This is a genomic window from Polaribacter dokdonensis (assembly GCF_024362345.1).
Lineage (GTDB): Bacteria > Bacteroidota > Bacteroidia > Flavobacteriales > Flavobacteriaceae > Polaribacter > Polaribacter dokdonensis.
On record NZ_CP101505.1, the window covers coordinates 107390 to 128847 of the forward strand.

Genomic DNA, 21458 nt, shown 5'->3' on the forward strand with positions numbered 1-21458 from the left:
AAAATGAATCAAGATTATATACAACCAAATGCATGGTCTATTCTTGAAGAAGGATTTAATGCAGAAAGAGTAAAGTCTTCAGAAAGTTTATTCAGTATAGGAAATGGAGCCATGGGTCAGCGTGCAAATTTCGAAGAAAAGTATACAGGTCCAACTTTTCAAGGAAGTTATATTGCAGGAGTTTATTATCCAGATAAAACCAGAGTTGGTTGGTGGAAAAATGGATATCCAGAATATTTTGCTAAAGTATTAAACGCACCAAATTGGATTGGAATCAATGTTAAAATTAACGATGAAGAATTAGATTTACACATTTGTAAATCTGTTTCAAAATTCAAGCGTGAACTAAACATGCAAGAAGGTTGGTTAGCTAGAAGTTTTGAAGCTGAATTACAAAATGGAATAAAAATTAAGGTTGATACAAAACGTTTTCTAAGTTTAGAGTTAGATGAGGTTGGTGTAATAAATTATAATGTAACACCTTTAAATTCAGATGCTAAAATAACGTATACACCATATTTAGATGCAAGTATTACTAATGAAGATACCAACTGGGATGACCAATTTTGGGATGTTTTAAACGTAACCCAAAACAATCAACAATCTTTCATAGAAGCAAAAACGATGAAAACTGAATTTCATACGTGTACTTTTATGCAATCCAGATTATTCATCAACCAAGAAGAAATTTTAATTGATTGTGATAATGAGAAAACAGAAAAAACAGCATTATGTAATTATCAACAACAAGTAAAGAAAAACGAAACTTACACTATTCATAAGTTTGGTGGTTATGTAGTTGATAGAAATCATGATAAAAATGCATTAGTAGCTGCTGCAAAAGAAGCTTTAGATAAAGCTGTAAGTTTTGGTTTTGATGCAATGTTAGAAACTCAGAAAAATTCTTGGGCGCAAATATGGCATACATCAGATATTACAATAGAAGGTGATGTTAAGGCACAACAAGGAATCCGTTTTAATATTTTTCAACTAAATCAAACTTATTTAGGTACAGATGCTTCTTTAAATATTGGTCCTAAGGGATTTACAGGAGAAAAATATGGAGGAAGTACCTATTGGGATACAGAAGCATATTGTATTCCTTTTTATATGGCAACCAAAGATCAGTCAGTAGCAAGAACTTTATTGGAGTATAGATATAATCATTTAGATAAAGCTATTGAAAATGCAGAGAAATTAGGTTTTACTAATGGAGCTGCATTATACCCAATGGTTACTATGAATGGTGAAGAATGCCATAATGAATGGGAAATTACTTTTGAAGAAATTCATAGAAATGGAGCAATAGCCTTTGCCATTTATAACTACTTTAGGTACACTAATGATTACTCTTATATTCCTGAAAAAGGTTTAGAAGTTTTAATTGGTATTGCTCGTTTTTGGCATCAAAGAGTAAACTTCTCTATGGACAAGAGAAAGTTTGTAATGCTAGGTGTTACTGGCCCTAATGAATATGAGAATAACGTAAATAATAATTGGTATACAAATTACATTGCAAAATGGTGTATAGAGTATGCTTTAGAAAATATAGAAACTGTTAAGATAGATCACATTTCTGATTACATTAGAATTAAAGAGAAAACCAATTTTACAGATGAAGAATTATCTTCATGGAAAAATGTTTCTGACAACATGTATTTTCCTCATTCAGAAAAGCATAATGTGTTTTTACAACAAGATGGTTTCTTAGATAAAGAGTTAATTACAGTAGAAGATTTAGATAAAAGTCAGAGACCAATAAACCAAAAATGGAGTTGGGATAGAATTTTACGTTCACCATATATTAAGCAAGCAGATACCCTGCAAGGTTTTTATATGTTCGAAGATCATTTTTCTACAGAAGAATTAGAACGTCATTTCGATTTTTACGAACCTTTTACTGTTCATGAAAGTTCACTATCACCTTGTGTACACAGTATACAAGCTGCAAAGTTAGACAGAATGGATCAAGCGTATACCTTCTATTTAAGAACATCTCGTTTAGATTTAGATGATTATAATCACGAAGTAGAAGAAGGCTTGCATATTACTTCTATGGCTGGAACTTGGATGAGTATTGTAGAAGGTTTTGCAGGAATGAGAGTAGTTGAAAATACACTTTCTTTTGCGCCAAAAATTCCTAAACAATGGAAATCTTTCTCATTTAAAGTTAATTTTAGAAATCAAGTAATTAAGGTGAATGTGCAACAAGGAGAAACTTATTTCGAAGTAGAAGGTAACCAAGAAATAAAGATTCTGGTTAATGGCGATTTAAAAACAATATCACCAAACAGTTTAAAAACAGCATAAATTTAATCATATGAATATCTTCAGAAACAGCTTATTAGTAGTTATTTGTTTAAGTTTTTTTTCTTGTAACAAAGAAACAACAGAACAAAAGGTTTCTGAAGGTATCATATCAAATATTTCTTTAGAGAGAGTAGAACCACCAAATTGGTTCATTGGCTTTAAAGATACTTCTTTACAATTATTGGTAAAAGAAGATAATATTGGAGCTGCAACACCAAAAATTACTTACAATGGTGTTTCTATAACAAAAGTAAATAAGGCCAAAAGTCCAAATTATCTTTTTATTGATTTAGAAATATCAACGACTACGAAACCTGGAAAGTTTGATATTTCATTTAATTATGATGATGGATCAAAAAAAACACACACTTACGAATTAAAATTAAGAGAAAAATCGGCAGAATCTTATGAAGGTTTTGACAATTCAGATGCTATCTATTTAATAACACCAGATCGTTTTACAAATGCAGACGAATCTAATGATAGGTTACCAAATTTAAAAGATCAATCTTTAGATAGAACTGATGGTTATAAACGTCATGGAGGAGATCTACAGGGAATTATAAATGGTGTAGATTATATTTCAGATTTAGGTTTTACTGCTGTTTGGCCAACTCCAGTGTTAACAAATGATATGCCTCAAGGTTCTTATCATGGTTATGCAATTACAGATTATTATCAAGTAGATCCACGTTTTGGGACGTTAGAAGATTATAAAAATCTTTCAAAAAAACTCAAAGATAAAGGGATGAAATTGATTATGGATCAAGTTGCAAATCATTGTGGGTTAGAACATTGGTGGATGAAAGATTTACCTTTTAATGATTGGGTTAATGATCAAAAAAATTATGAAGACTATATTGATAATTGGACTTACAAGGTTACAAAATTCTCAAACCATAGAAGAACAACAAACCAAGATTTATATGCTTCAAAATCTGATAGAAAAGGGAATAATGAAGGCTGGTTTGTAGAGGGTATGCCAGATTTGAATCAAAGAAATCCATTCTTAGCAAAATACATCATTCAGAATAGTATTTGGTGGATAGAAACTTTAGGTCTTGGAGGTATCAGACAAGATACCTATCCATATCCAGATAAAGATTTCATGAGTGATTGGGCAGGTGCTATAATGAAAGAATATCCAAATTTTTCTATTGTAGGTGAAGAGTGGAGTTACAATCCATTGTTAGTTGGTTATTGGCAAAAAGGCTCAAAAAATAAAGATGGTTACGAGTCTAATTTAAAATCTACTATGGATTTTCCAATGCAGAAAGCTATAATAGAAGGTGTTAATGAAAATGAAACTTGGGGAACAGGATTAGTTAAAATTTATGAAGCTTTGGCTAATGATTTTAGCTATGCAACTCCAGAAGATATTATGATTTTTTTAGATAATCATGATGAAGGTAGAATGTTTACTGCATTAAACGAAGATGCAACTAAAGCTAAAATGGCATTAAGTTATATGTTAATGCTACCAAGAATTCCTCAAATATATTATGGTACAGAATTCTTAATGGATGATACTTCCAACCATGGAGACCATGGATTAATTAGAACTGATTTTCCTGGAGGCTGGAAAGGTGATAAAATTAATGCGTTTACTGGAGTAGGACTATCATCAGAGAAAAAAGAAATGCAATCTTTTGTAAAAACAATATTAAATTATAGAAAAAACAGTGAAGCCATTATTCATGGAAAAACACTCCATTTTGCACCTTTAGATGGTGTTTATATGCTTTTTAGAATTTCTGAAAATGAAACAGTTGTTCATATCATCAATAAAAATAACCAGCCCATAACAGTAGATTTAGGTCGTTTTAAAGAGGTTGGTTTAGATGGTAAAACGCTAAATAATATTGTAACTGGTGAAGATTTTATTTGGAATAATACATTAGAATTAACTCAAAAAGGTAGTTTAATATTTAGCACTAAAATCTAAACTTCTATTAGAAAATAAATTCAATACATTAAAATTATAAATTATGAAAAGAGTCTTATGGATACTTGTACTTTTTATTGGTTTTTCTTGTCAATCACAAAAGCAAATTACTTCTAAAATTGTTGCTCAAGAATTAGAGGATGCTGTTTTGGCTGGTGGAAAATTAATGAGAATAGATTCTTTTCCTTCAAAATATTTAGTGCCAAGATCTGTTGATGTTTGGTTGCCAAATAATTATGCTACAAGTAAGAAATATGCAGTTTTATATATGCATGATGGTCAAAATTTATTCGATGAAACTACAACTTGGAATAAGCAAGAGTGGCAAATTGATGAAGTTGCTACAAGATTAATGAAAGAAGGAATAACCAGAGATTTCATAGTTGTTGGTGTACATAATATACCTAAAATTAGATGGCAAGATTTGTTTCCTGAGAAGGCAATGAGTTTTGTGCCAAAAGCAGAAAAAGAGGCTTTATATGCAGAAGCTAAGAAGAATAATTTTAGTGTAGATTTAAATGGAGATGGTTACCTTAAATTTATTATAGAGGAATTGAAACCATACATAGACAATACCTATTCTGTGTTTACAGACAAGCAAAATACTTTTGTAATGGGTTCATCCATGGGTGGTTTAATGAGTATGTATGCTGTTGCAGAATATCCAAATGTTTTTCAAGCTGGGGCTTGTGTATCTACACATTGGGTGGGTGCTTCTCCAAGTAAAACAAATCCTCTACCTGCAGCAATTTTTGCTTATTTAGAAGAGAATGTTCCAGATTCAGAGAATCACAGAATGTATTTTGATTATGGAAATAAAACATTAGATCAGTTTTATCCTCAATATGCACCTAAGGTAGATAGCATTTTTACAAAGGCTGGTTACACCAAAGAGAATTTTAAAAACTTATTTTTTGAAGGAACAGACCATTCAGAAAATTCTTGGCAAAAAAGAGTAGATATTCCTTTAACTTTTTTACTTAAGAAATAATAGAATAATAAAGATCAATCACATTAATCATTATCTATTAAAATTCGATTAGAATTATGAAAACATGTAATTTTTTTATTTTCCTTTTTTTAACATCGTTTTTCTCATTTTCTCAAAATCCAAATAGGATTTACAAATCACACAATGAAGAAAATGGAATTTTTTCGGTAACTACCAATGATGGAAAATATAAATTTAAATTTTTCACAAATGATATTTTAGAAACCTCTTTTATTCCTATTAACCAAAAAGAAATTCAAGAAAGTCATGCTGTAGTTTTATCACCAAAAATCGTTAAAACAAAATATAAATATAAAGGTGATACCATTTCGTATTCTAGTAATTCTATCAGAATTGAGGTAGTTACTAAGCCATTTCAAATTATTTATAAAGACAAAAGAAATAATGTAATTACTTCAGAAAAAAGAGGCTACTTCAGTTCTACCCATATTCCTTTAGAAATGGTGAAAGGAAATATAAAATATGATACTACAGAAAAGATTGAATTCAATTTAAATGAAGATGAGGTTTTATATGGAGCAGGAGCAAGAGCTTTAGGTATGAATAGAAGAGGTAAAAGATTGCCTCTTTATAACAGAGCTCAATATGGTTATCAAGACTATGCAGAGCTTATGAATTATACAATGCCCTTAGTTATATCATCTAAAAAATACATGATTCATTTTGATAATGCACCTGTAGGCTATTTAGATTTAGATAGTAAAAAAGATAAGACTTTAACTTACGAAACTATTTCTGGGCGCAAAACGTATCAAGTTATTGTGGGCGATTCTTGGCAGAATCTCATCGAAAACTACACCAATTTAACAGGCAAACAGCCTTTACCTCCAAGATGGGCTTTGGGTAATTTTTCTAGTAGATTTGGCTATCATTCTCAAGAAGAAACAGAAACAACAATCGCTAAGTTTAAAGAAGATAATATTCCTGTAGATGCTGTAATCTTAGATTTATTTTGGTTTGGAAAAACCATTCAAGGAACTATGGGTAATTTAGAAGCCTACAAAGATTCTTTTCCAGATTTAAAAGGGATGATTTCTCGTTTTAAAGAAAAAGGAGTTAAAACAGTCTTAATTACAGAACCCTTTGTATTAACTACTTCAAAGAAATGGAAAGAGGCGAATCAAAAACAAGTATTAGCTAAAGATACTATAGGTGATTCAGCCAAATACGATTTTTACTTTGGTAATACAGGTATAATCGATTTATATAAAAAAGAAGGCAGAGATTGGTTTTGGAACATCTATAAGAGCATTTACAATTTAGGAGTAAAAGGTATTTGGGGAGATTTAGGTGAACCAGAAGTTTTACCTTCTTGGGTTAGTTTTGGAACAAGTAAAAAAGCAGATGAAATTCATAATATTTATGGACATGATTGGGCTAAATTAATATTTGAGAATTATCAGAAAGAATATCCAAATGAAAGACCATTTATTTTAATGAGAGCAGGTTCTTCAGGTTCTCAACGTTTTGGAATGATTCCTTGGTCTGGAGATGTTAGCAGAAGTTGGGGAGGTTTGCAATCTCAACCAGAAATAGCATTACAAATGGGTATGCAAGGTTTAGGTTATATGCACTCTGATTTAGGAGGTTTTGCAGGTGATAATTTAGACGATAATCTTTATACTAGATGGATGCAATATGGAGTTTTTCAGCCAATTTACAGACCTCATGCTCAAGAAGCTGTGGCTAGTGAGCCTGTTTATAGAAATGCAGAAACAAAACAGCTGGCAAAACAGGCTATAGAGTTACGTTATAAAATGCTGCCTTACAACTACAACTTGGCTTTCGAGAATAATCAAAAAGGAACACCTTTAATGCGTCCTATATTTTTTGAGGAAGATGATGAAAAGTTAATGACGAATGCTACAACCTATTTATGGGGAAAAGACTTTTTAATTACTCCAATTTTAAAAGATTCAGCGGTTTCTAAAGAAATGTATTTTCCAAAAACAGCCAATTGGGTTAATTTTTATACAAATGAAGTTGTTAAAGGTGGTCAGACTAAAAATGTAAAAGTAGAAGAGAAGTCAATACCAACTTATGTTAGAGAAGGTGCTTTAGTTTTGATGTCAAAATTGGTGCAATCTACAGATAATTATAACACTGATAATTTAGAGCTACATTACTACTTTCATAATTCCAAAAAAAATAGTGCTAGAAGTTATTATAATGATGATGGACTGACAGCTAATGCCTTTGAAAAAGGATTGTATGAAACTTTAAATTTTGAAGCAGAATTTAGCAAAAAATATTTAGAAATTGATTTTGAAGCTGAATTAGGAAAGAACTGGGAATCTTCTAATAAGAACATAGTTTTGGTGATTCATAATATAAATTATAATCCCAAAAAGATTAAGGTTAATGGAAAAAAGGTAAGCAATCAACCAAAAAATAATACCTTAAGAATTCCATTTAAATGGAATCCTAAAAAAGAAATAGAAATAAAAATTACACTAAAATAGAAGTTAACAATGAACAAAATACAGAGCATTTTAGTAGTTAGTATATTATCATTAATTGTGGGCTGTACCACCAACAAAAAAGAAGATAAAAAAGTAATGCAAGAGCCTTCTGAAAAAAAGACAGTTGTTTATCAGGTATTTACAAGATTGTTTGGTAACACAAATACAAACAACAAACCTTGGGGTACTATTGAAGAAAATGGGGTAGGGAAGTTCAATGATTTTACAGATAAAGCTCTTTCACAAATTAAAGATTTAGGGGTTACTCACATTTGGTATACAGGTGTTCCTCATCATGGAGTAATTACAGATTATTCTAAATATGGAATTTCAAATGATGATCCAGATGTTGTTAAAGGTAGAGCAGGTTCTCCTTATGCAGTTAAAGATTACTACAATGTAAATCCAGATTTAGCAGAAAATGTAGAGAATAGGTTAGAGGAGTTTGAAGATTTGATAGAAAGATCTCATAAAGCAAATTTAAAAGTAATTATAGATATTGTGCCTAATCACGTAGCACGTAATTACCAAAGTTTAAGCAATCCAAAAGGTGTAAAAGATTTTGGAGCAGATGATGATACATCTGTAGAATACAGCTTAAACAATAACTTTTACTACGTACCTAATAAAGCATTTGAAGTTCCAGATTTTATAAATGAATACAAACCTTTAGGAGGTGATAATAATGCCTTAACTGATGGTAAGTTTGATGAAAACCCTGCAAAATGGACAGGTAATGGAGCCAGAACTCCAAAACCAGGTTTTTATGACTGGTATGAAACTGTAAAGGTAAACTATGGTGTTACTCCAGATGGTAAGAAGGAGTTTGATGAATTACCAATTGGCTTCGAAAATGAAGATTATCAAAAGCATTTTGAATTTTGGCAAGATAAAACTGTTCCTGATTCTTGGGTTAAATTTAGAGATATTGCTTTGTATTGGATAGAAAAAGGGGTAGATGGTTTTCGTTTTGATATGGCAGAAATGGTACCTGTAGAGTTTTGGAGTTATATGAATTCTGCAATTAAAGCTAAAAATCCAGACGCATATTTGTTGGCAGAAGTATATCAACCACATTTATATAGAGACTATATCCAAAAAGGTAAAATGGATTATTTATATGATAAAGTGCAGTTGTATGATACCATAAAACACATTATGCAAGGTCATGGATTAACAGATAATATTCCTCAAATTCAAGAAGATTTAAAAGATATAGAACATCATATGTTGCATTTTCTAGAAAATCATGATGAACAAAGAATTGCAAGTCCAGAGTTTGCAGGTAATGCTTTAAAAGCAAAACCAGCCATGGTTGTTTCTGCAACAATTTCAACATCTCCAACCATGATTTATTTTGGGCAAGAATTTGGAGAAGATGGATCTGAAGCTGCAGGTTTTGGAGCTCCATCAAGAACCTCAATATTCGATTATATTGGAGTTCCTACATTACAAAGGTGGGTAAATGATAAAAAGTTCGATGGAGGTAAATCTACCAAAGAAGAATTAGCTTTAAGAGATTTCTACAAACGCTTGCTAAACTTTACCATTAATAGTGATGCTTTAATGGGCGAGTATCAAGATATACATCAATTTAATAGAGAGAATACAGAATGGTATAATGATAAAGTACTTTCTTTTGTTCGTTACAAAGGTGATGAAAAGTTAATTATAGTCACCAATTTTAATGCAGATAATACCTATGGTTTTGAGTTAGCTCTACCAAATAATATTGTTGATGCATGGGGGTTATCTGAAGGCGATTATCATATGCAAGATCAACTTTATAACGAGTATACATCTGTATTAAAAGTTTCTAAGAATGAAGCTAGGGTTAGAGTAGATGTAAAACCTTTACAATCATTTATCTTAAAAGTAAATTCTAATAAATAATTATTTTATGAAAAAAATCATATTCATTTTTGGTTTATTCTTGTTATTTAGTTGTCAAGAAAAATCGGAATCAAAAAATGTAGAAAAGTCAGAAACTAAAGAGTTTGTTTGGGAAGGAGCAAACGTTTACTTTTTACTAACAGATCGTTTTAATAATGGTGATACATCTAATGACGTAAATTTTGATAGAACAGCAGAAACAGGAAAATTACGCGGTTTTGAAGGTGGAGATATAAAAGGAATTACACAAAAAATAAAGGAAGGTTATTTTACAGATTTAGGTATTAATGCAATTTGGATGACTCCTGTTGTTGAGCAAATTCATGGAGGTACAGATGAAGGTACAGGAATGTCTTATGGTTATCATGGATATTGGGCTAAAGATTGGACTAAAATAGACCCTAATTATGGAACTACTAAAGAGCTTAAAGAATTGGTGGATTTAGCTCATAAAAACGGAATTAGAATACTTTTAGACGCAGTTATTAATCATACAGGTCCTGTAACAGAAAAAGATGCTGTTTGGCCTTCAAGTTGGGTAAGAACAGAGCCTCAATGTGAGTACAGTAATTATGAAAACACTATAACCTGTACTTTGGTTAAAAATCTACCAGATATTAGAACAGAAAGTAATGAAAGTGTTGAGCTTCCACCTCAATTAATTGCAAAATGGAAAGCTGAAGGCAGGTATGAGCAAGAAGTAAAAGAGTTAGATGCATATTTTGAAAGAACAGGTCATCCAAGAGCTCCACGTTTTTACATTATGAAATGGCTAACAGATTATATTACCGATTTTGGTATAGATGGTTATAGAGTAGATACAGTTAAGCATACTGAAGAATTTGTTTGGCAAGAATTTAAACAAGAATGTGATTTTGCTTTTAACGAATTCAAAAAAAATAATCCAGATAAAGTGTTAGATGATAATAATTTCTATTTGGTAGGTGAAGTTTACAATTATGCAATTTCACATGGTACAGCTTTTGATTTTGGTGATAAAAAAGTAAATTATTTCGATGATGCTTTTAATAGTTTAATCAATTTTGAGATTAAGTGGAATGCTAAACAAATGAATGCCAACAATGTTTTTCAAAAATATGATTCCTTATTAAATACAAGTTTAAGGGGTTATGGGGTATTGAATTACATGACATCTCATGATGATGGTCAGCCTTTTGACAAAGAACGCACGAAGCCTTTTAAAACAGCAAATATGCTGTTGTTAACTCCTGGAACTTCACAGGTTTATTATGGAGATGAATCTGCAAGAGATTTAACAATAGAAGGTACAGTTGGAGATGCAACTTTGCGTTCATTTATGAACTGGGATGTTATTTCTGAAAATACAGCAACTAAGAAAATTTTAAATCATTGGCAGAAATTAGGTCAGTTTAGAGCAAATCACATGGCTGTTGGTGCAGGTAAGCACAAAATAATTTCTAATACTAATGGACTAATCTTTTCCAGAACAAGAAATGAAGACAAAGTGCTAATTGGTTTAAATCTTACAGAAAATAATTATAGCATTGATGTGTCAGAGATGTATGAAAATGGCAATGAAATAAGAGACACATATTCGAATAAGGTTTTTGAAGTCAATAATGGTACTCTAAATATAACCACAGAAAATGATATTTTTCTTTTAGAAAGAAAATAAAACAAAACACCTTAACTAAAAAAGCGACTATCTATATTTTTATAGATAGTCGCTTTTATTTTATGTTAAAATATTTTAATTTTTTCCTACTCTATTAAATTCTCTTATCATGAAATATGCCCATAAAACAACGCAAACTCCTACAAAAAGGGAAAAATATAGCACTATATCATCTGCGCTCATTCTTTATAAGTTTTAGGTAAATTAAAAAACCTAATAAAGTTGGTGCCCAAAGGCCCAAAAATATTCCATGTAATTTATTACCAGTTAAAAAAAGATACTCTGCAACTATAATAATTAGCAAGCATAACAACAGCATCAATAAGTTTGCTTTACCTAAATTCTTAATAAAATTCATTCAATATATTAATATGCTATAAAATTAAGTAATTAAATGAGATTTCATAATAATTTATAGATTAATAAAATTGATGCTAACATTATAAATCGTTATTAAAGTAAAATTTTACTGCACTTTTCCCTATACATATTTTTTTTTAGACTATACATTATTTATATTTTAGTAAATTCGTAACCAAACAAAACTATTATGATCAAAAGTTTAAAAATTTTCCTCTTTACTGTGTTTTTTACTTTTTCTAATAGTTATGCTCAAGAAATTCCACCAATAAATAAATACACACCTGAGATTTATGGAGCTGAGAATCAAAACTGGGCTATTTCACAAAACTCAAAAAAATACATTTACGTTGCAAATAATAAGGGCTTATTAGAATTTAATGGTGCTTCTTGGCAATTGTATGCTACTCCAAATGAAACCATTATGCGTTCTGTAAAGTGTCATGAAGACTTGGTGTACACAGGTTTCTATATGGATTTTGGTTTTTGGCAAAAAGATGATTTTGGTCAATTAAAATATTCATCTATTGTAAAGCAGAATAACATTACTATGTTGGAAGATGAGCAAATCTGGGAAATTTGTGAGTTAGATGGCTGGGTAATTTTTAAATCTCTAGAAAGAATTTACCTATACAATATAGAAAGTAAAGATTTCAAAATAATTAATGCTACAGATAGTATTCTAAAAATTTCTCGAGTTGAAAATAGAATTTACTTTCAAGAATTGGGTAAAGGTGTTTTTGTTATCGAAAATGGTCAACCAAAATTAATTTCAGATCATGAGATTCTAAAAGAAAGCAGGGTTGTTGAAATTTTAAATAAAAATGGAACCCTATTTTTCGTAACCCAAAAGGATGGCTTTTTCTATTTAGAGAACAAGTTACTTGAGAAATGGACTCCAAGTTCAACTGATTTATTAGCTACAAAAACAATATATAGTGCAAAACAATTAAAGAATGGTAACTTAATTTTAGGTACAATTTCAAGTGGAATTATAAAGATTAATCAAACAGGAGATGTTATTTATCATATTACACAAGATGTAGGCTTAAGTAATAATACAGTACTCTCTATTTTTGAAGATTTAGAAAATAATATTTGGTTGGGTTTAGATAATGGAATTAATACCATCAATTTAAAATCTCCATTCAAACAATTTTTGAAAAACGAGAATTTTTGGGGTACAATTTATGCTTCCATTATTTATGAAGATTACTTGTATATAGGCACTAATCAAGGATTATATTATAAAAGGAATAATTCTGTAGATCCTTTTATGCTTATTGAAAATACTGAAGGTCAGGTATGGAGTTTACAGGTTTTTAATGATACTTTATTCTGTAATCATGATTCAGGTACGTTCACTATTTCTAATAATCGAGCTAACATTATAGAAGGAACTTTTGGCTCTTGGCAATTGAAACAAGTAAATAAATCAACACTTATATTAGGTAATTATGAAGGTTTATATGTCATTAAATCTTTGAATGGTATTTGGCAGTTAAAAAATAAAATTGAAGGTTTTGCAAACTCAAGTAGGTATTTTGAGATTATCAATAAAGACAAAATCTTTGTAAATCATGAATATAAAGGTGTTTTTAAATTAGATGTTGATGGTAAATTAGAAAAAATCATTAAAATAGTTAAAGACAAATCTGTAGAGAAGGGTATTCATTCCAGTTTAATTAATTACAACAATAACATATTATATTCTTGTAAAAAAGGTATTTATAAATATGATGAAAAGAAAGATACATTTTTAAGGGATTCAGTTTACAGTCAATTAATGCCTGAAGAAAAATTCTTATCTGCAAAGTTGATCAATGATAAAGCAAATAATAAACTATGGTCTTTTACAAAAGATGATATTAGATATTTGATTCCTGGTAAATTTAGTAATCAGCCTGATTTGGAGGTTATTTCTATTAAAGGGTCTTTGTTCAAAGGGGCATCTGGTTATGAAAATTTATTAAACCTTAAAGATGAAATTTATTTGGTAGGTACAACAGAGGGCTATTTAGTAATTGATTTAAATTTGGTAAAAGAACCTGCTGATTTCTATATAAATATAGACAAGGTTTTAAATAATGAAATTGATGATTCACAAGAATATGTGAAGTTAAACAATAATCAGGTTTTTGATAAAAGAAAAAATAGTTTTCAGTTTTTTTATAGTGTACCTAACTATAGTAAAAGTTCCTCAGTAAAATATCAGTATAAATTAGAAGGATTAAATTCAAAATGGAGTTCTTTATCACTAAGCAATAACTTCTTATTTAAAAACTTAGATGCAGGTGATTATACTTTTAAGGTAAGAGCATCTTTAGATGGCAAGTTGAGTGAGAATGTAGCCAGTTATTCTTTCGAGATTTTAAAGCCATGGTATTTTTCTAATACGTTAATACTTATCTACATTATTCTGTTTTTAGTCTTTTTATACATTTTACATTTGTTCTCTAGAAGATACTATAAAAAGCAAAGAGAAGAGCTGATAGAAAAATCAAGAATAGAGTTAGAGTTAAAGGAATTAGAATCTTCACAGAAAATTATAAAGCTAAATAATGATAAGTTAAGAAGTAATATAGAAAGTAAAAATAGAGAGTTGGCTACGTCTACAATGAGTATTATTAAAAAGAACGAATTCTTAAATACTATAAAACAAGAGCTTACTTCAAATGGTAATTCAGGTATTCCTAAAGTTATTAAGTTTATTGATAAAAACCTGAACAATACAGATGATTGGAAGATGTTTCAAGAAGCATTTAATAATGCTGATAAAAAGTTTCTAAAAAAGATTAAAGCTAAACATCCAGAGTTGACTCCAAACGACTTAAGACTTTGTGCATATCTTCGATTAAACCTATCATCTAAAGAGATTGCTCCTCTTTTAAATATATCTCCTAGAAGTGTAGAAGTAAAACGTTATCGTTTACGTAAAAAAATTAATCTACCTCATGATGCTAACTTAACAAACTACATTTTAGAAATATAGCACCTATATATAGATTTAAAAGGCTACAACATTACCACAACATTTTAATATTTAGTAATTTTAATACTGTTAAAATTACTTTATTAAAAATCTTTTTTCTCAAGTATAGCTGCTATTTTATGTAATGTATGTTTTTTGTTGAGGTTTATTTTGAGAAAATAACAAATTATTAACCCTAATTTTACAAAAAACATAATTATAAATAACTAAATTTTATTTTATGAGTAAAAAAGTAATATTGTTACTCCTTTTTTTAACACCGTTTTTGATGCAATCACAAACGATGAATGTAAAAGGTGTTGTAAAAGATGCTTTAAATGGTGATGTTTTACCAGGAGTAAGTATAAGTATTAAAGGAACTACTATAGGTACCCAAACAGATTTTGATGGTATGTATAGTCTTTCAAATGTAAAAAGTGGGTCAGTTTTAGTTTATAACTATTTAGGTTATGAAGTAAAAGAGGTTGTAGTTAATCAAGAAACAATAGATGTTTTGTTAACTCAGGCAACTGAGTCATTAGATGAAATTGTAGTTATTGGTTATGGTACACAAAGTAAAAAAGAAGTTACAGGTGCAGTTTCTGTAGTTTCTAGTGCTACTATAGAAGACTTAAATCCAACAAGAATTGAACAAGCTTTACAAGGGCAAGTTGCAGGTGTAAATATTACACAATCATCAGGTTCTCCAGGAGCAGGTTCTAATATTAGAATTAGAGGTGTTTCTACAAATGGAGACAGCAGACCTTTAATTTTATTAGATGGAAGAGTTATTGAAGACTTAAGTGTTGTTAATCCATCAGATATTGAATCTATCAATATTCTTAAAGATGCATCTGCAGGTATTTATGGAGTTCGTGCAGCAAATGGTGTGATTTTAGTAACAACAAAGTCAGGTAGAAAAAACACAGATTTTCAATCTATATTAAATATTTCAACTGGTTTTCAAAATACAACTAGAGAAATTCCACTTCTTAATGCAACAGAGTATGCTTTGTTAGCCAATGAAGCATTTGCTGCAAATGGTGAAGCTTTACCTTTTGCAAGTGTAAGTGGTCTTGGTCAAGGTACAAATTGGCAAAATTCAGTTTTCGAAACTGCACCAATTTACAGTATTGATTATACTTTAAATAAGGGTACAGAAAAATCTACGTTTTCTTTAGGGCTTTCAGTAACAAGTCAAGATGGTATTGTTGGTGGTAGTAAAGCTAACTTTAATAGAAGAAATATCCGTTTTAATTTTGATACTGATATTACAGATAACTTAAAATTTACTTCTTCTACAATTTATACAAATACAAACAAGAAGAATTTAATAGAGAATGCTTTAGGTTCTATTTTATTTAACGCTTTAAATATGCCACCAACTACTCCAGTTAGAGATAGTAGTGGTAATTTCTCTTTACCTCCAGCTATAGGAACAGGTATAGAAGTAGCAAACCCATTAGCTCAAATAGATAATGCTAATAATAGAAATTGGGTAAATAAAATTTCTGGAAGTTATGGTTTAAGTTATAAATTCTTAGACTATTTTACAGCAGAAACAAGATATCAAGCAAATTATGCTGTTTCTACTTCTAACACCTATAACAAGATTGCAAATTTTGGTAATAACAATGTTTTTAATGTAGATTTAGGTTCTTTTACAGATTTTAGTCAAAGCTTTTTTGATTATACATTTGATGCTTTTATCAATTATGAAAGAGTATATAATGATGTACATAGTGTAAAAGCAATGGTTGGTACTTCAGTATTTAAAACTATTGGTAGATTCCAAACTATTTTAACAAGTAATGCAGAAGGAGATGATTTAAATAGTGTTATTATTGGTACTCCTGTTTTAAATGGAGATGGTTTAGAGATCTTTAGAAACAATAATAATGGAGATAATTTAGTTTTTGATAGTAGATTATTATCTTACTTCACTAGATTACAATATGCTTATGATAGCAAATATTTATTCTCAGCTGTTTTAAGAAGAGATGGTTCTACTAATTTTGGACCAAAAAATAAATTTGGTTTTTTCCCTACAGCTTCTGTTGGTTGGGTAGCATCAGAAGAAGATTTTTTACAAGATTCAAATATTGTTAGTTTCTTAAAATTTAGAGCAAGTTATGGTATCATTGGTAATGATAGAATACCAGGATTTAGATTTGTATCTGTATTAAATGGAGAAGCTGAGTATGTTTTTGATAATCAACTAGTTCAAGGTATTGCGTTAGGTCCTATTGCAAACCCAGAAATTAAATGGGAAGAGCAAAAACCTTTAGACATTGGTGTCGATTTAGAGTTATTCAATAAGGTAAATATTACTATGGATTACTTTAAGAAAACTACTGAAGATTTATTAGTTTCTGCACAAACATCAGGTATTATTGGTGTTGCAGCTCCTGGTTCATCTGTTCCTGTTGTTAATGCTGGTACAGTTGTAAATTCAGGATTCGAATTTGCAATTGGTTATAGAGAATCAATATCAGAAGATTTTGATTTTAATGTAAACTACAATTTTACAACTTTAAATAACGAAGTAACTTTCGTAGGTAATTCTACAGGAATTATTGAAGGAGGTTCATTTGGTGTAGGTCAAGATCCACCTTCAAGAATGGAAGCTGGTTTTCCAATTGGTTATTTTTATGGTTACCAAACAGATGGTTTATTCCAAACTCAAGCAGATGTAAACTCACATGCAACTCAAACTAATGCTGCTCCTGGTGATTTAAGATTTAAAGATGTAAATGGAGATGGAATTATTGATGCAGATGATAGAACTTATATTGGAGATCCAATTGCAGATGTAACAATGGGTTTAAACTTATCATTCAATTATAAAAATTTCGATTTTAATGCTTACGCTTTTGCTTCTATTGGAAATGAAATTGTAAGGAATTACGAAAGAACTCTACCATTAACTAATAGAGCAACTTATTTCTTAGACAGATGGACAGGGCCAGGTACAAGTAATACTGTGCCAAGAGTAACAACTGGTGCAACTGGTAATAACTTATTCTCAGATTTCTTTGTAGAGGATGGTTCTTTCTTAAGATTACAAAGTGTTCAATTAGGTTATAGTGTAGGAGATGCAACATTAGAAAAGTTAAAGTTTAATAAACTAAGATTTTATGTGTCTGCTAGTAATTTATTTACACTTACTAAATACAAAGGTTATGACCCAACAACATCAAATGGAGCACCAATTGGTGGGGGTATAGATCAAGGTTTTTACCCAAGTCCAAAAACATTTTTATTCGGAATGAATGTTAACTTTTAATTAGATATAAGATGAAAACAATAAACATAAAAAAATATTTAGTCGCAGTTTTATTTCTAGGGTTTACTATTTCTTGTAGTGATGATTTCGTAGATGTACAACCTGCAGGAGATAATTCAGAAGACTTTTTTAATTCAGAAGAAGACTATCAAAATGCATTAATTGGTGCATATGATATGTTACAATCTAGTTACTTAAATGTAATGTTAGGTGAAATCGCCTCAGACAATACTTTAGCTGGGGGTGAGAGTGCTACAGATGTATTAGGTATACAAGAAGTAGATGATATGACTCATACACCTCAAAATGTTCAGTTAAGAGATATTTGGAGCTGGATGTATGCAGGTGTTAACAGAGCAAACTACATCTTAGAGTTTAAAGATAAAACAGATTTTACAGGTAAGGAACAAGTATTAGCAGAAGCTACTTTTTTAAGAGCTTACTATTATTTTGAATTGGTAAAATGGTTTGGAGATGTACCTTTAGCAGTAGATAAAAGAATTGAATTCGGAGAACAATTTACCATTGATAGAACTCCAAAATCTGAAATTTACACACAGTTAGAAGCAGATTTAACTTTTGCAGCTAATAACTTGCCTTATGTCCAAACAACTCCAGGTAGAGTTACAAAAGGAGCTGCACAAGCTTTATTAGGTAAAATTTATTTATTTCAACAAAAATATGATGAAGCTGCAGCAGTATTAGATGACTTAATTTTAAATGGTCCTCATGATTTAGTTACAGATTACAATTCAATTTTTGAAGAAGCAGGAGAAAATAATATAGAATCAGTTTTTGAAGTTCAATATTTTGAAGGTCAAGGAGCAGGTTTTGGTTGTTTACAATGTTCAGAAGGAAATGTTGCAGTAGGTTTTAGTGGAATTAGAAACTATACTGGTCCAGAATTCTCATCTGGTTTTAGCTTTAATGTTCCAGTTCAAGAAGCGTATGATGCTTTTGAAGCAGGAGATCTTAGAAGAGATGTAGCAATTTTAGATATTAATGCGTGGGCAGCTTCAACAGGTGCAACTTTTGGAGAAGGTTATGAACACACAGGTTATTTTAATAGAAAGTATTTACCTAGAACAAGAAGTTCTAATGCACAAGGAGACAGAAATTTAACAAATCCAAACAACTATAGAGCAATTCGTTTTGCAGATGTATTATTAATGGCAGCAGAAGCTTTTAACAGAAGTTCTTCTCCAAACGATACTAAAGCACAGGCTTACTTAAATAGAGTAAGAGAAAGAGCTTTTGGAAACAGTACTAGAAATATTGTAGCAACAGGTGATAATTTGTACAATAATATTTTAGAGGAAAGAAGAACTGAATTAGTAGGTGAAGGTCATAGATTTTTTGATTTGGTAAGAACGGGTAGAGCTGCTCAATCAATAAACGGATTTGTAGCTGGCAAACATGAAGTTTTTCCAATACCAGCAATTGAAATTCAATTAGCAGGAGATCGTTGGTCACAAAATCCTAATTATTAAAAAATTACAAGAATGAAAAAAATGAAAAATATATATAAATTCTTCTTTTTACTATTGGTAGTTGTTGCCTGTGAAGAAGATTTAAGAGACACGTCTTTTGCAGATAATATGGCACCTCCTTCAGAGGTTACTGCAAGTTATGCTATAACTCAAGACAATACTGGTTCTGTAACCATTACACCAACAGCACAAGGAGCTGTAAGTTTTGAAATCTTTTTTGGAGATAATTCAGACTCAGCAACTTTAAATCAAGGTGAAAGTGTAGAGCATATTTATGCAGAAGGTACTTATCAAGTTATTGTTGCAGCTTCAAACTTAGCTGGTGATGTTGTAGAAACTGTTCAACAATTAGTTGTATCATTTCAAGCACCACAGAATTTAGTAGTAGTTTTAGAGAATGATGTAGCAGTTTCAAAACAAGTTAATATTACAGCAACTGCAGATTTTGCAGCGATGTTCGAATTCAATTCTGGTGAAACAGGAGTTTCTCAGCCAGTAGTTTCTGGTAATATTGGTGAAACAATTTCTTATGTGTATGCTAATCCAGGAACATATTCTGTAGTAGTAACAGCAAAAGGTGGTGCAATTGCAACAACTGATTTTGCAGTAGATTTTGAAGTTACTGAAATTTTGGCTCCTACAGAAGCAGCACCAGTTGCTCCTGCTAGAAATGATACAGATGTGGTTTCTATTTTTAGTGATGTTTACACAGATGTAACTTTAAACGAACTACCAACTTCTTGGTCTGCAGGAAATTTCGAAGCAACTTCAGTTGATTCAGATAATGTATGGAAGCTTACGACTTTAGACTTTTTAGGTATCGTTACAAATTATGATACAGGTATAGATCTTTCTGGAATGGAAATGATGCATATTGATTATTGGGTTCCAGAAGGAACTACAAATGAATTATTTGTGAAAATTGTAAATACAGTTGATGGAGGAGAGGATATCGAATCTTTAGGAACTACAGTTGGTGGTTCATGGCAAAGTATTGATATTGATATGACTGGTTTTGATGGTGGAAACCTTGCAAACAAAGAAAAAATTACACAAATCTTAATCGATTCAGATGGAATTGCTGGTAACGTATATGTAGATAATTTCTACTTTTACAAAGCACCATCAAGCATAGTAACTTCTACTGTTCAAGATTTTGAAGGTACAGCACCAACGTTTACTGTATTTGGTAATATTGCAGCTACAGAGGTTATCGCAAATCCAGATGCTTCTGGTGAAAACACTTCAGCAAATGTTGCTAAACTTACAAAAACTGCTGGTTCAGAAGTTTGGGCAGGTACATTTTTCGAAACTAGTACACCTTTAGACTTTAACAATTATAGTAAAATAAGTGTAAAAACATGGTCTCCAAAAACAGGAGCACAAGTAAAGTTAAAATTAGAAAATGCAGATGCATCTGTTACTCATGAAGTAGATATGAATACAACTGTTTCTAATTCTTGGGAAGAATTATTGTACGACTTTAGTGCTGCACCAGCTGCAGATTATGTAAGAGTTGTAATTTTCTTCGATTTTGGAAACGCAGGTGATGATTCTGTTTATTATTATGATGAAATTAATCTAGTTGATGACTCAGGTGTTTCTGCAGGTTTAACCTTTCAAGACTTTGAAGGTACTGCACCAACATTTACAGTATTTGGTAATATAGCAGATACACAGGTTATTACAAACCCAGACCAATCAGGAATTAATACAACTGCAAACGTTGCACAATTAACAAAAACTGCTGGTTCAGAAGTTTGGGCAGGTACTTTTTTTGAGGTTGGTTCGGCTTTAGACTTGAATAACTACAGTAAAATTAGTGTAAAAACTTGGTCTCCAAAATCAGGAGCTGTAGTAAAGCTTAAATTAGAAAATGCAGACGCTTCAGTTACTCATGAAGTAGATTTAAATACTTCAGTTGCAAATTCTTGGGAAGAATTAACATATGACTTTAGTGCTGCTCCAACAGGAGATTATGTAAGAGTAGTAATTTTCTTCGATTTTGGAAATGCAGGAGATGATTCTGTTTACTATTATGATGAATTACAATTAAAGAATTAATTAAATAA

General features: G+C 30.5%; 10 protein-coding genes. All 10 read left to right on the forward strand.

All coding sequences use genetic code 11. The annotated features are described in order from the left end of the window. Positions 1-3 precede the first annotated feature (3 nt). The 10 genes from LPB302_RS00470 (at position 4) to LPB302_RS00515 (ending at position 21450) form a co-directional block, all read left to right on the forward strand. Positions 4-2310, forward strand: a complete 2307-nt coding sequence (locus tag LPB302_RS00470) for a glycoside hydrolase family 65 protein (RefSeq protein WP_053974393.1) — start codon at positions 4-6, stop codon at positions 2308-2310. Positions 2311-2320: 10 nt separating this feature from the next. After that, positions 2321-4255: a glycoside hydrolase family 13 protein gene (locus LPB302_RS00475; protein WP_053974394.1), complete on the forward strand. Its 1935-nt coding sequence runs from the start codon at positions 2321-2323 to the stop codon at positions 4253-4255. Positions 4256-4298: 43 nt separating this feature from the next. Next, positions 4299-5246: an alpha/beta hydrolase gene (locus tag LPB302_RS00480; RefSeq protein ID WP_053974395.1), complete on the forward strand. Its 948-nt coding sequence runs from the start codon at positions 4299-4301 to the stop codon at positions 5244-5246. A gap of 56 nt (positions 5247-5302) precedes the next feature. Continuing rightward, positions 5303-7729 (forward strand): glycoside hydrolase family 31 protein, encoded by a 2427-nt coding sequence (locus LPB302_RS00485; RefSeq protein ID WP_053974396.1) that lies wholly within the window; start codon positions 5303-5305, stop codon positions 7727-7729. Positions 7730-7738: 9 nt separating this feature from the next. After that, entirely contained in the window at positions 7739-9622 is a 1884-nt protein-coding gene (locus tag LPB302_RS00490; RefSeq protein WP_053974397.1) for an alpha-amylase family protein, read from the forward strand. 7 nt (positions 9623-9629) lie between these two features. Continuing rightward, positions 9630-11279, forward strand: coding sequence for an alpha-amylase family glycosyl hydrolase (locus LPB302_RS00495; RefSeq protein WP_053974398.1), 1650 nt, complete (start codon positions 9630-9632; stop codon positions 11277-11279). Between the two features lie 550 nt (positions 11280-11829). Next, positions 11830-14631, forward strand: a complete 2802-nt coding sequence (locus tag LPB302_RS00500; RefSeq protein ID WP_053974400.1) for a helix-turn-helix and ligand-binding sensor domain-containing protein — start codon at positions 11830-11832, stop codon at positions 14629-14631. 268 nt (positions 14632-14899) lie between these two features. After that, positions 14900-17896, forward strand: a complete 2997-nt coding sequence (locus LPB302_RS00505) for a SusC/RagA family TonB-linked outer membrane protein (protein WP_231658720.1) — start codon at positions 14900-14902, stop codon at positions 17894-17896. Positions 17897-17907: 11 nt separating this feature from the next. Then, positions 17908-19386: a RagB/SusD family nutrient uptake outer membrane protein gene (locus tag LPB302_RS00510; RefSeq protein WP_082329781.1), complete on the forward strand. Its 1479-nt coding sequence runs from the start codon at positions 17908-17910 to the stop codon at positions 19384-19386. A 21-nt stretch (positions 19387-19407) separates the two neighbouring features. Continuing rightward, positions 19408-21450, forward strand: a complete 2043-nt coding sequence (locus LPB302_RS00515) for a PKD domain protein (protein WP_143032704.1) — start codon at positions 19408-19410, stop codon at positions 21448-21450. Positions 21451-21458 lie beyond the last annotated feature (8 nt).